The sequence below is a fragment of the Nocardia bhagyanarayanae genome, from assembly GCF_006716565.1.
Lineage (GTDB): Bacteria > Actinomycetota > Actinomycetes > Mycobacteriales > Mycobacteriaceae > Nocardia > Nocardia bhagyanarayanae.
The window spans coordinates 5,911,993-5,924,424 of the sequence record NZ_VFPG01000001.1 but is presented as its reverse complement, the minus strand read 5'-3'; the positions used below and the strand labels follow the sequence as shown (position 1 = coordinate 5,924,424).

Here is a 12,432-nt window from a genome sequence, read left to right as displayed (position 1 = left end):
GAGACATATGTTCGGCGTTCGTGTCGCCCACGGGTCCGCGGAGGTAGTGCGATGAATGCCGAACGCACCCTCGTCTTTCCTGGGCAAGGCGCGCAGCGGGTCGGGATGGGCGCCGACTTTTGCGCCGAATTCCCGCTCGCGCGAGCGGCTTTCGACGAGGCCGCCGAGGCGCTAGGGGAGGACCTGCTGCGGATCTGCGTCGAACGGGATCAGCGGCTGCATCGCACGGAGTACACCCAGCCGTGCGTGCTCACCATGGAGATCGCGGTGCACCGGGTACTGACGGCCGAATGCGGCGTGCGCCCGGTCGCATTCGGTGGGCACAGCCTCGGCGAGTACAGCGCGTTGGTCGCGGCCGGTGTCGTCGGGCTCGCCGACGGTGTCCGGTTGGTGCGGGCCCGTGGTGCGCTCATGCAGCGGGCGGTGCCGGAAGGCCGTGGTTCGATGGCCGCGCTCATCCTGCCCGACATCGCCTCGCACGGAGTGGCCGAACTCGTCGCGGGCGTCGGCGCCGAGGTCGCCAACGACAATTCACCGGAGCAACTCGTCATCAGCGGCGCCACCGAGGCCGTCGCGGCCGCCAGAGTGGTACTCGCCGAGCGTCTTCCGGAGCTGCGGTTCGTTCCGCTGCGGGTGAGTGCGCCCTTCCACTCCCGGTTGATGCGGTCGATCGAATCGGAATTCGCCGGGTACGTGGCCGACTGTGCGCCGCGGCTGCGCGTGGACCGTGCGGCCGCGGTGACCTCGAACTTCACCGGCGAGTTCCACCGGCCCGAGACACTCACCGACCATCTCGTCCGCCAGATCAGCGCCCCGGTCCGGTGGCAGGACAATATGCGGGCGCTCGGTCGCACCGGAACGGCGATCGTCGAGATCGGCCCTTCGGCGCCCCTGTCGAAATTCTTCGAGTCGGTCGGGGTCGAGGTTTCGCGACTGGTGACAGTCGGTGATCTCGCACTGTTCCGGTCCGAGCCACCGCATCTGGCTGCTCGCACGGAGCCGACCCCGGCACGAACGCCCGACGCTCGGCCCGCGCCGCCGGTGGCGAGCATGCCGACCACGCCGGGCGTGCGGCCCGCACCACCTGAACGACCGGTCGTACCAGCCACATTCACCGGAGGCGACACCGCGGATCGGTTGGTGCTGCACCAGCGGCAGGCCGCGCCCGCGCTATTGCGCCTGTTCTGCTGGCCGTTCGCGGGCGGCAAGGCCGCGGCCTACACGCAGTGGCGTACCCGGTTGCCCGATTGGGTGGAGTTGTGCGCCGTCGAATTGCCCGCCAGGCACCGGCATCTCGGGCACACACCGATACGCGGGTTCGGGGAATTGGTGGATGCCGCGGTGGCGCAGGTAGTTCCGCTCACCGACTTGCCGTTCGCCTTCTTCGGCCACAGCCTCGGAGCGTTGACCGCCTTCGAGGTCGCGCGTCGACTCCCCGCCGGGGTCGCTCCTGAGGTGTTGTTCCTCGCCGCGGCGGTGGCGCCGCACCTACCGCGGCCGGGACGTCTGTCGAGCTTGTCGGATGATCAATTCCTCTCCGCGGTAGGGCATTACGGCGGGATCCCGCCCGAGGTCATGGATACCCCGGAGGTGATGGCACTGTTCCTGCCCGCATTGCGGAGCGACTTCGAGATCTTCGACGACTACCGGTTCGTTCCGCACCCACCGCCCGCCTGTCCGGTCCACCTCTACGGCGGACGCGACGATCGCCAGGTGGCGGCCACGCAACTCGAGGCGTGGCGCGATGTGCTGCCCGGGACTCGCTCCACCGAGCTGCTGCCCGGCGGCCACTTCTTCCTCGTCGACCAGCGCGACGCGCTGGTCGACTCGATCGCGGACAAGCTGCACGCCGTCCGTCCCAACGCGGTACCCGCCTGATGAAGGGATCATTCCATGAAGGTCGAAGTCCTCACTCCGTCCTGCAATCTCGACACGGTCCGCGACGGCCGCGGCGGCATCTTCACCTGGGTGCCACCAGAACCGCTGCTGGAGTTCAACCTGATCTACATGCATCCGGGCAAGGTGCGCGGCCTGCACTATCACCCGCACTTCGTCGAGTATCTGCTGTTCGTCGAGGGCAATGGTGTGCTGGTCACCAAGGACGACCACGAGGATCCGAACTGCCCCGAGGAATTCATCCACGTGTCCAAAGGGATCTGCACGCGCACGCCGATCGGTGTGATGCACACGGTGTACTCGATCACGCCGCTGACGTTCATCGCGATGTTGACCAAGCCGTGGGACGAGTGCGATCCGCCGATCGTCCAGGTGGCGCCGCTGCCACACACTCTGGAGGTCAAGGGGTGATGTCCCGGCTGAGGGTGGCCGTCGTCGGCGCCGCCGGCTATGTGGGCGCGGTGCTGGTCGAGGCATTCGGCAGGCACCGCGACTACGAGGTGGTGCCCGTGGTCCGCGCGAATCACGAGCGGCTGCGCACCGCGGGCGGCTACGACGTGCTTGTCAATGCCGCGTGCCCGTCGAAACGCTTTTGGGCAGAACATAATCCGGCAGCCGACCGGGATCGGACCGTCGCCGGGACCGAGCGGCTGCGCGATGAGTGGACGTGGGACAGGTTCGTCCAGATCAGCAGCATCTCGGCCCGGACCCAGCTCGACACCGTGTACGGCCGCAATCGCGCCGCCGCCGAGCAGTTGTGTACCGGCGCAGACACTTTCATCGTCCGGCTCGGCCCGATGTACGGCGGCGACTACCGCAAGGGTGTGCTGGCGGATATGGCGGCCGATCGTCCGGTCTTCGCCAGCGGGCGATCCCGGCAGAGCTTCGCCCCCGTGGAATGGTGCGCCGAATGGATCGCCGGCCACGCGAACGGCACCGGTCTGCGCGAGGTGGGCGCGCGAACCGCCGTGACGCTGGCCGAGGTGCGGGACGCGGTGGGGTCGCGGTCGGAGTTCGCCAAGGACTACGTCGACGACCAATTCCCGGCCACCGCCACCGAGTCCGATTGGCCGGACGCGGCGGCGGTGATCGACTGGCTTTCGAGGAGGCGGATCAATGGCGGGCAGGCGAACTGATGCGATGTTTGCTCGGCCGGAGGTACTTCTCCGCACACAGCACGAGCAGGAATCGAACACTGGTCGCCACGTCGCGGGTGCGCATCTTCGACGCACCCGCCGTGCGGTTGAGCACGTGAATCGGTATCTGCTGGATACGGAAACCGTTGGCATTCATGATGTAGAGGCTTTCGAAGAAGAACGAGTATCCGGTGGACCGCACGCGGTCGAAAGCGCCGACCGGAACGGTGCCGAGCCGGTAGTATCGGAAAGCACCCGTGGCATCGTAGGGCATCCGCAACAGTGTCACTGTGAGGAAATGCCCGACCCGGGTGAGGAGCTTACGGAAGGGAGTCCAGTCGGCCAGGCTGTCCTCTTTGAGATACCGCGATCCGATCACGATGTCGAAACCGGCCGCGGCGGCGCGCAGGGCGGGCAGATACGACGGCGGATGCGCGAAATCCGAATCCATCGTGATGATGTCGTCGTATCCCTCGGAATAGGCCCATCGAATGCCGGCTTGGTGCGCGGAGCCGACGCCCTGACGACCCGGCCTGTGCAGCACATGAATGCGCGGGGCGTTCTCCTCGGCCAGCTCTTCCAGCAGATCACCGGTGCCGTCGGGGGAGTTGTCGTCGACGAAGAGCACATCGAAATCGGTGCCCTGGTCGAGTATTTGAGCGAGCAACGGCCCGACGTTGCGACGCTCGTTGTACGTCGGAATTATTATCAGAGTTCTCACGGAGGCCGTACTCATGCGACCAAATTTTAGTACGTTCGGCGACCGAAACATAGGTATTGCCCGTGATTTCGAGAACCGCTAGTCTCTGGTTGGAGGTTTGATGAGGAAAGCTTTGATAACCGGCATCACCGGCCAGGACGGGTCATATCTGACCGAATTCCTGTTGCAGCAAGGGTATGAGGTTCACGGAATAGTCAGGCGTGCGTCGAATTTCAATACCGATCGTATCGACCACCTTTATTCCGAAAGGCATTCGCAACGCCGGTTGTTTCTCCACTACGGCGATCTCATGGATTCCAGCAGTCTCAACCGGATTCTGGAGGGTGTGCGGCCGAGCGAGATCTACAACCTCGGTGCGCAGTCGCATGTGCACATCTCGTTCCAGATACCGGAATTCACCGCGGAGACCAATGCGATCGGCACCCTGCGGATCCTGGACGCGATCCGCAAGACCGGCATCGCGACCAAGTTCTACCAGGCATCGTCGTCGGAGTTGTACGGCGGCTTGCACGATGTCGCACTCAGTGAGGACACGCCGTTCCATCCGCGCTCGCCGTATGCGGTCGCGAAGCTCTACGCGTACTGGATCACCGTGAACCATCGTGAGGCCTACGGGATGTACACGGTCAACGGGACCTTGTTCAACCATGAATCCCCGAGGCGCGGAGAGGTGTTCGTTACCAGGAAGGTGACTCGCGGTGCGGTGCGGATCGCCCAGGGGAAACAGGATCGGCTCTTCGTCGGCAACCTGGACGCGCGACGGGACTGGGGTTATGCCAAGGAGTACGTCGAGGCGATGTGGCTGATGCTCCAGCAGCCGGAGCCCGACGACTACGTCATCGCGACCGGGGAAACGCACAGTGTCCGGGAGCTGTGCGAGGTGGCGTTCTCGGCAACCGGTGTCGAATTGATTTGGGAGGGAACAGGACTCGACGAGAAGGGGATCGACCGGCGCACCTCGCGGGTGCTCGTCGAAGTGGATCCCACCTACTTCCGGCCCGCCGAGGTACACCACTTGACCGGCGATCCACGCAAGGCCAAGGAGAAGCTCGGGTGGGAGCCGAAGACGAGTTTCGCGGAGTTGGTGCAGTTGATGGTCGCCCACGATTGGGAGAACGCGTGACGGAAGAGATTGAACACGGCATGAGAGGTCAGGCCCGGAGGAGGCAGCGTGCGTAACCACGCAGGGCCCCGATCATGCCGAATCGAACGCTGCCGGGTGTGTGAGAACACCCGGCTGGAAACGGTAGTCGATCTCGGCACGATGGCCTTGACCGGGGTGTTTCCGGCCACGGACCCGGGCGGGGTGCCGCGGTATCCGTTGGAGCTGGTGCGCTGTGTGCGCACCGGAGCCGAGGAATGCGGACTCGTGCAGTTGCGGCACACCGCGAACTTCGACGAAATGTATTCCGCCGGTTATGGATACCGCTCGGGCTTGAATCGCTCGATGATCGATCATCTCGGTCGTCGGGTGTCGCGGATCCAAGAGCGGGTCGACCTCGGACCCGACGATGTGGTGATCGATATCGGCAGCAACGATGCGACGCTGCTGAAGTGGTACCCGGCCGACGCCATGACCGTGGTGGGCATCGATCCGCTGGGGGAGAAGTTCCGGGAGTTCTACCCCCCGCATGTGCGGTTGTCGACCGGCTACTTCTCCCGCGAGCTGGCCGCTTCGCTCTTGAACGGCAGGCGCGCCAAGGTGATCACCTCGATCGCCATGTTCTACGACGTGCCGAGCCCGCTGGAGTTCATGCGCGACGTGCACGCCACCCTGACCGATGACGGCATCTGGGTGCTGGAACAGAGCTATCTGCCCGCCATGCTGGCCACCACGTCCTACGACACCATCTGCCACGAGCACCTCGAGTACTACACCCTCGATCAGATCGAGTGGATGGCGCGCAGGTGTGGCTTCGTGGTGTTGGAGGTGGAACGCAACACCATCAACGGCGGCAGTTTCGCGCTGACGCTGGGCAAGCAGGGCGCCCCGACCGTCGCCGACGCGGGCGAGTTGGCGCGGATGCGCACCGAGGAGGCCGGTCTCGGCCTGCACACACCGGAGATCTACGCCGACTTCGCGAAGCGGGTCGACCAGCATCGGGAACGGGTCAGGGAGTTCTTCGACCGGTCCAAGCACGCCGGGCTACGCACGCTCGGCTACGGCGCATCCACCAAGGGCAATGTGCTGTTGCAGCACTGCGGGATCGGGCCGTCGGACCTGCCGTGCATCGCGGAGGTCAACGACGACAAGTTCGACAAGTTCACCCCGGGCACCGGCATCCCGATCGTTTCCGAGGCGCGGGCGCGCGAGCAGGCGCCGGACCAGTACTTCGTTCTGCCCTGGCATTTCCGCTCGATGATGGTCGAGCGGGAACGCGAGTTCCGCTCCGCCGGTGGGCATCTCGTATTCCCACTGCCGGAGCTCGAGGTGGTGTGAGATGACCGTCGTCGTCACGGGCGCGTCGGGGCAGGACGGCACACTGCTGACAAATCTGCTCGGCGCGCGTGGCCACGAGGTCTTCCCGCTCAGCCGCGCGGGGCCGGTCGACATCACCGACGCGCAATCGGTCGCGCGGCTGATCGCGGACGAGCGACCGCGGCAGGTGTACTTGCTCGCGGCTGTCCAGCATTCCTCGGAGGATCCGCCGGTGGATTCGCGTGAGCTGGCCCGCGACTCACACCGAGTGAACACGCTTTCGGTGCAGCACTTCGCGGAGGCGATCGAACGCTATGAGACCGGCACCCGGCTCTTCTACGCGGCCTCCTCACATGTGTTCGGACCCGGCGACGGCACGGTCCGGGACGAGGACAGCGGGTTGCGGCCGCATTCGATCTACGGGGTGAGCAAGGCCGCGGGGCTATTGGCCTGCCAGGTCTATCGAGCGCGCGGTGTGTTCGTGTCGACCGGGATCATGTTCAACCACGAATCACCCTTGCGGGCCGAGAAATTCGTCACCCGCAAGATCGTGCGAGCGGTCGCCCGGATTCAGCGGGGCGCGGCGGACGAGCTGGTGCTCGGCCGGCTCGACGCGGGCGCGGACTGGGGATACGCGCCGGACTACGTCGAGGCGATGATCCGGATCCTCGCGCTCGACGAACCGGACGACTTCGTGGTCGCGACCGGTGAGTATCACACGGTCGCGGAATTCTGCGCGGCCGCGTTCGGCATGGCCGGACTGGATTGGCGAGAACACGTCCGCGAACGCCCTTCCGTGCTGACCCGCCACCGGCAGCCGCTGGTCGGCGACGCGGGGCGGTTGCGCGAGCGGACGGGATGGCGGCCTTCGGTGGATTTCCGCGGCATGGTTCGAGCCATGCTCGTGGCCGAAGGGGTGCGCCTGATCGATGAAGCGAGGCCGGTGGCCACCGGCGGAACGGATGGATGACGTGAACCTGAACGACGAGAATCTCCTTGCCGCGCAATTGATCTCTATCGCGGACGGGGTCTACGAGGAGACGGCGGCGCGACTCGGCGAGATCGGCACCGAAACCGTGATCGACGCGGTGCTGAAGGAAATCGCGTGGCGGGCCCGCGAGGGCGTGCCGCCGAGTCAGCCGGTCACGGCGGTGTTCGAGTTGACCAACGAGGGTAAGCAACTGGATTATCTGGTCACCTTCGGCGCCGAGGACCCCGCCATCACCCCCGGCACCCAGGAGGATCCGTGGCTGGTGGTGCGGCAGGACCTGGTGGAGTTGCTGCGCGCGGTGTACGGGCCGCCGGACGCCGAGATCGGCACCCGCGCGATCGCGTTGAAGGACGAGCCGGGACCGGGCAGTTTCGCACCGGACGACCCGTGGCGGATGGCCCGCGATGCCGCCGCGCGTGCCGCCGATGGCATTGTGACCGCCTGCGCCACACGCCATTACGACCTCGGCGCGCTGTCGCTGCGATTCGGTTCGGACAAGTGGGGCGGCCACTGGTACACCCAGCACTACGAGCGGCATTTCGCGCCGCTGCGCAACAGTCGCGTGCGGGTGCTGGAGCTCGGCATCGGCGGCTACCAAGCGCCGAACGTGGGCGGCGCCTCGTTGCGCATGTGGAAGCAGTACTTCCGCCGCGGCATGGTGTACGGGCTGGACTACTTCGACAAGTCCGGCATCGCCGAACCGCGGTTGCAGCCCCTGCAAGGCGACCAGGGTGATCCGGCGTTCCTCGCGGAACTCGGTGGTTCGCTCGGTCCGTTCGACATCATCATCGACGACGGCAGCCATATCAGCGGCGATGTGATCGCCTCGTTCGAGGCACTGTTCGCCCACGTGCGCCCCGGCGGGTTGTACGTGGTGGAGGACACTCAGACTTCGTACTGGACCGGCTGGGGCGGCAGCAGCACCGAACTCGACACTCCGGCGACCACGGTCGGCTACCTCAAAACACTTGTCGACGCGCTGCATCACCAGGAATTCGAGAAGGATGCGGGGCGGCAGAACCGCCCGCACGACGAGTGGATCGGCGCGGTGCACTTTTACCACAACATCGTCGTCATCGAAAAGCGCCGCAACAGTGAGCAATCCGCTCCATCATGGGTGCCCCGGCATACCAATCCGATGGAGTGGATGAAGCCGAAGGAGTGAAGGGCATGAAATTCCTCGTCGTCCCGGTACCGTCGTCCGGGCACCTGCTGGCGATGGTGCCGTTCTGCTGGGCGTTGCGGCTGGCCGGTCACGACGTGCTGGTCGCCACGCGCGGCGACGTCACGGCCACCGCGCGGCGTTCCGGGTTGAACGCCGTCGAGTTGCCCGCGCTGAACGTGCCGATGGACGAACTGCGTACCAAGGTGAACCCCAACATGTTCCCGCTACCGCTGTTCGCCGACCGGGACCAGGCATCGGGTGAAGGTCTGTGGCATATCGCCGCGCAGAACTGGCACAACCACGCGACCGCGTACCTCGACGTGTTCGCCGACGTCGCCAGGGACTGGGGCGCCGACGTCGTCCTCACCGACCCGCTGGCGACCGTCGGGAGGGCACTCGGTGCCGCACTGGATCTGCCTGTGCTGGTGCACCGTTGGGGTATCGATCCGACGGGCGGGCCGTTCACCGAACACACCGCGGCATTGGTCGCGGAGTCCGGTGGTGCGCTGGCCGATCCCGTTGCGGTCCTCGACATCTGCCCGGCGAGGGTGCAGGCGCCGGACGCGCCACCCGGCACGCCGATCCGGTTCATTCCGTTCAACGGAACCGGCTCGCTGCCGCACTGGCATCGAAACGATCAGGGGCGCAGGCGGGTCGCCGTCTGTCTCGGCGGTAGCACACTGAGCCTGACCGGGCCGCGCCCACTGCGGGCGATCGTCGAGTCGCTGTCCGAGGTCGCGGACGCCGAGATCGTGGTCGCGCTCTCCGCCACCGATCGCGCGCTGGTCGGTGAGTTGCCCGAGCGCGTCCGCGTCGTCGAAGAGGTGCCATTGCAATTGTTCCTGCCCGGGTGCGATCTCCTTGTGCACCATGGTGGTTCGACGACGGGCCTCACGGCCGGTTGGTATGGGCTGCCACAACTGGTGCTGCCGCAGATGTTCGACCAATTCGATTACGCCCGCGGCATCGTGCGCGCAGGCGCGGGCTCGGCGGCCGAAGACCCGGCCGCGCAAGCCGATACGAACGGCCTAGCCGAGTCCATCGCGACGCTGCTGCGTGAACCCGGGTTCCGCGCCGCGGCCGAACAGGTAGGGGCCGATATCCGTGACGCGCCGCCGCCGAACGAGGTGGTGGCGCAGGTCGTTCCGCAGCTCGCCGATCGCGTCGGCGCGCGGACCAGATAAGACCACCGCGACTCCTCGGGCAGGACCTCGCTGATGTTGGAAAGCCGCAGGTTGTAGATGATATCCAGGACATGGACCAGGTTCCGTGGCGCACTCGACTACTACGCCGCGATGTACGCGGTGTTCGTCGTTGGCATTCTCGTCCCCGTCGCGATGATCACGCTGTCGCTCACCGGATTATCGGGCGCGGCCACCGCACTGCTCGGAATCGTCTGCGCGGCAGTGCTGTTCGTTCTGTTCGTGCCGTCGGTGCCCGTCGAATGGCGGGACGTGATGCGCAGCAAGCCGATCGTCGTGCGGGTGCTGTGGAGCGTGGCCATCCTCGCAGTTGTGCTCGTGCTCGCCCGGCTGACGCAGTTCATTCTCGACGCGGACAATGTGGACAGTTCGCTGTCGGCCGAGGACGACTTCCTGGTGAAGAAGTCCCATCTGACCGGCTATATCAGCGGCGCTCTTGTCGCCGAGGACGACCCGGCCAACCTGTACAACCGGCATCGGTACGAGTCCCCGCAGGCGGATTCGGTGCTGCCGAGCGTGCTCCCGCAGGATCGCGACGCTTATCTGTACCCGCCGCCGTTCTTGCTGCTACCGCGGCTGCTGCTCGTGTTCAGCCACGATTTCGGCACGCTGCGGGCGCTGTATTACTCGTTGTACGTCGCCATCGTGCTGATCGGCATGCTGGGAATCGCCCGCTGGGTGGGCGGTAAGCAGGGCGGCGTGCTCGCCGCGTTGACGCCGGTCGTGTGGCTCAGCCTGCCGACCCTGGCGACCTTGCAGATCGGCAATATCCACGTGCTGATCCTGTATGTCGGCGGTGCGGGCGCCATGGTGCTGTTCCATCTGCGGCGCAACGTATTCGGCGGCGCGGCGCTGGCTTTCGCGATCATCGCCAAGGTGTCACCGGCGATCCTTCTGGTGTATCTGCTCGTACAACGACGCTGGCGACCCGCGGTGTGGACCGCGGCGTTCGGCGGAATCTATTCGCTCGCGACACTACTCATCTTCGGACGTGAGCCGTGGCGGCACTTCCTGTCCGACGGCACCTGGCAGAAGCTGGCCAGCGGCGAGTTCCACGAGTTCGTCCTCGTAGAACGGGCTAATCAGCTGGTCAACTACTCGCCCTACGGGCTGCCGTACAAGACGAACATCATGGGCTGGGATATCGGCGATCCCACCGGACCCGCCCGGCTTGTCACCAACATCTATACGCTGCTGCTGGTGATCCTGGTCGCGGTCACCGCGGTGCGGATCCACCGGCGGCTGCGCGCCGGAGCGGAGGGTGCGAGGTTCCGGGCCGAGAACCTCGCCATCTGGCTGGCGGTGCTCACGCTGGCCTCGTTCCGGGCGCCGTTCGGGCCGTGGGTGTACATCGCGGTCGGCGCGGTGTGGATGTTCGCGGTATACGCCGGCTTGATGCGGGGGAGCAAACGCAACATCACGCTGCTCACCGTGGCCTGGCTCGTTGTCGCGGTTTACAACGAGAATGTGTACTTCACGCTGGTCGCGCAGACGATCATCTACGTCGCTTGCTTCGCGGTGGCCTGGCGGGCGAGCGGCGGCACCGAGGCCGAGGAAACCCCCGGCGTCGACGCGTCGAAGCCTGAACCGGTTGGTGCGGCATGAAAACCTATTGTGTGATCGGCGCCGGTGCGGCCGGATTGGCGACGGCTCGGGTGTTCGCCGCGTGCGGAATCGCGTTCGAGGTGCTGGAGGCGACGGACGGGATCGGCGGGATCTGGGACGCGCGCCGCTCGGATTCGCCGGTCACCCGCAATACCCATGTGATCGCTTCCAAAGGGGTGCAGGCATTTCCGGGCTTTCCGATGCCGGAGGACTATCCGGACTATCCCGGACATGAGCTGGTTCTGCGCTATCTGCAGAACTACGCCGACGCCGCTGAACTCGCACCGCATATCCGATTGAACACCGAGGTGCGGCGGGTCGAGCCCGCCGCGGACGGACCGGACGCCGGATGGGAGGTGACCCTCGGCGACGGCACCCGGAAGTCGTACGCGGGCGTGGTCATCGCCACCGGGCACGACCGGACGCCGCGTCGTATCGACTTCCCGGGCAACAGCACAGTGCCCGTGCTGCATTCGAGCGAATACCGGCATCCGGAGCAGATCATCGGCAAACGCGTCCTGGTGGTGGGCGCGGGGCAGTCGGCGGCCGACATCCTGTCCGACTGCGCGGTGAACGCGGCGCTGACCCTGCACAGCAGTCGGCGTGGGTTCTACTGCATGCCGAAGTATCTGCTCGGGCGGCCCACGGACAGCATGCTGCAGGGACGCATGTGGCGGCCCATGCGCAAGCGGGCCTTCCAAACGCTGTTCTCCTACCTGCGCCGGCGATCCCGGTCGTTCGGGCTGCCGGTGCCCGATTTCGACAACGGCATCGTCATTCCGGTGCTGGGCGATCAGCTGCACCACTACTACACGCACGGCGACATCACGCCGAAACCCGATATCGCCTCGATCGAGGACGACCGAGTGACCTTTGCCGACGGCAGCGAGGAAAAGGTCGACATGGTCATCCTGGCAACGGGTTTCGTGCCGAACTATCCAGTTGTCGACCGAGCCCACCTCAACTGGGACGAGGGGTCGCTGCGGCCGGGGCTGTACCTCAACATCTTTCCGCCTGGCGCACCCGGCCTGTTCGTTGTCGGGATGGTGCGGCCGATCGGCTCCCATTGGGACGTCTACGCGCACCAGGCCGAACTCGTCGCCGAGTATGTGCGGGCGAAAGCGGCTGGGGCGCAACGGATCGAGCGCTTCGTCCGCGCTACCCACGGTGCGCAACCCGATCTGTATGCCGGACTGCGTCTCTACCACGCGGAGCAGTACCCGCTCGTGGTGGAGAAACAGGATTACGTGAACCAGCTGCGCAAGCACGCGAAGCTGTTGAAGTGAAAGGGCCTTCC

At 65.9% G+C, this 12,432-nt stretch carries 11 protein-coding genes; 10 read left to right on the top strand and 1 reads right to left on the bottom strand.

All coding sequences use genetic code 11. The features are described 5' to 3' along the window. Positions 1-51: 51 nt before the first annotated feature. From FB390_RS26005 to FB390_RS25995, 3 genes are read left to right on the top strand one after another with little or no spacing between them, the layout of a single operon-like run. Positions 52-1,878, top strand: a complete 1,827-nt coding sequence (locus FB390_RS26005) for a thioesterase domain-containing protein (protein ID WP_141811313.1) — start codon at positions 52-54, stop codon at positions 1,876-1,878. Positions 1,879-1,893: 15 nt separating this feature from the next. Then, positions 1,894-2,307 (top strand): cupin domain-containing protein, encoded by a 414-nt coding sequence (locus FB390_RS26000; protein ID WP_141811312.1) that lies wholly within the window; start codon positions 1,894-1,896, stop codon positions 2,305-2,307. Then, the gene (locus FB390_RS25995) at positions 2,307-3,032 is read left to right on the top strand and encodes an NAD-dependent epimerase/dehydratase family protein (RefSeq protein ID WP_221639368.1); all 726 of its coding nucleotides are present in this window, start codon (positions 2,307-2,309) and stop codon (positions 3,030-3,032) included. Before FB390_RS26000 ends, FB390_RS25995 begins: the two co-directional genes overlap by 1 nt. Here FB390_RS25995 and FB390_RS25990 read toward each other — a convergent pair. Further along, the gene (locus FB390_RS25990) at positions 3,010-3,768 is read right to left on the bottom strand and encodes a polyprenol monophosphomannose synthase (protein WP_185757173.1); all 759 of its coding nucleotides are present in this window, start codon (positions 3,766-3,768) and stop codon (positions 3,010-3,012) included. The two genes, FB390_RS25995 and FB390_RS25990, sit on opposite strands and share 23 nt — an antisense overlap. An 85-nt stretch (positions 3,769-3,853) precedes the next feature. On the opposite strand from FB390_RS25990, the gene gmd reads away from it, so the two are divergent. From gmd to FB390_RS25955, 7 genes are all read left to right on the top strand, one after another. Next, on the top strand, positions 3,854-4,876 hold the full coding sequence (gene gmd, locus FB390_RS25985) for a GDP-mannose 4,6-dehydratase (protein ID WP_141811310.1): 1,023 nt from the start codon (positions 3,854-3,856) through the stop codon (positions 4,874-4,876). A gap of 96 nt (positions 4,877-4,972) precedes the next feature. After that, entirely contained in the window at positions 4,973-6,193 is a 1,221-nt protein-coding gene (locus FB390_RS25980) for a class I SAM-dependent methyltransferase (RefSeq protein ID WP_221639367.1), read from the top strand. Between the two features lies 1 nt (position 6,194). Next, the gene (locus FB390_RS25975) at positions 6,195-7,142 is read left to right on the top strand and encodes a GDP-mannose 4,6-dehydratase (RefSeq protein ID WP_141811309.1); all 948 of its coding nucleotides are present in this window, start codon (positions 6,195-6,197) and stop codon (positions 7,140-7,142) included. 1 nt (position 7,143) lies between these two features. Beyond that, positions 7,144-8,328 carry a class I SAM-dependent methyltransferase gene (locus FB390_RS25970; RefSeq protein WP_141811308.1) on the top strand — a complete coding sequence of 395 codons (1,185 nt, stop codon included), beginning with the start codon at positions 7,144-7,146 and terminating at the stop codon, positions 8,326-8,328. Between the two features lie 5 nt (positions 8,329-8,333). Continuing rightward, positions 8,334-9,512: a nucleotide disphospho-sugar-binding domain-containing protein gene (locus FB390_RS25965; protein ID WP_141811307.1), complete on the top strand. Its 1,179-nt coding sequence runs from the start codon at positions 8,334-8,336 to the stop codon at positions 9,510-9,512. Between the two features lie 57 nt (positions 9,513-9,569). Then, a complete protein-coding gene (locus tag FB390_RS25960) occupies positions 9,570-11,135 on the top strand; it encodes a glycosyltransferase family 87 protein (RefSeq protein WP_141811306.1) in 1,566 nt (521 codons plus the stop codon). Further along, positions 11,132-12,421, top strand: coding sequence for a flavin-containing monooxygenase (locus tag FB390_RS25955; RefSeq protein ID WP_141811305.1), 1,290 nt, complete (start codon positions 11,132-11,134; stop codon positions 12,419-12,421). Before FB390_RS25960 ends, FB390_RS25955 begins: the two co-directional genes overlap by 4 nt. Positions 12,422-12,432 lie beyond the last annotated feature (11 nt).

Coding starts and splice junctions, on each gene's coding strand:
- FB390_RS26000 (WP_141811312.1), top strand. CDS start 1,894: ATGAAGGTCGAAGTCCTCACTCCGTCCTGCAATCTCGACACGGTCCGC.
- FB390_RS25995 (WP_221639368.1), top strand. CDS start 2,307: ATGTCCCGGCTGAGGGTGGCCGTCGTCGGCGCCGCCGGCTATGTGGGC.
- FB390_RS25955 (WP_141811305.1), top strand. CDS start 11,132: ATGAAAACCTATTGTGTGATCGGCGCCGGTGCGGCCGGATTGGCGACG.
- FB390_RS25990 (WP_185757173.1), bottom strand. CDS start 3,768: ATGAGTACGGCCTCCGTGAGAACTCTGATAATAATTCCGACGTACAAC.
- gmd (WP_141811310.1), top strand. CDS start 3,854: ATGAGGAAAGCTTTGATAACCGGCATCACCGGCCAGGACGGGTCATAT.
- FB390_RS25975 (WP_141811309.1), top strand. CDS start 6,195: ATGACCGTCGTCGTCACGGGCGCGTCGGGGCAGGACGGCACACTGCTG.
- FB390_RS26005 (WP_141811313.1), top strand. CDS start 52: ATGAATGCCGAACGCACCCTCGTCTTTCCTGGGCAAGGCGCGCAGCGG.
- FB390_RS25960 (WP_141811306.1), top strand. CDS start 9,570: ATGATATCCAGGACATGGACCAGGTTCCGTGGCGCACTCGACTACTAC.
- FB390_RS25965 (WP_141811307.1), top strand. CDS start 8,334: ATGAAATTCCTCGTCGTCCCGGTACCGTCGTCCGGGCACCTGCTGGCG.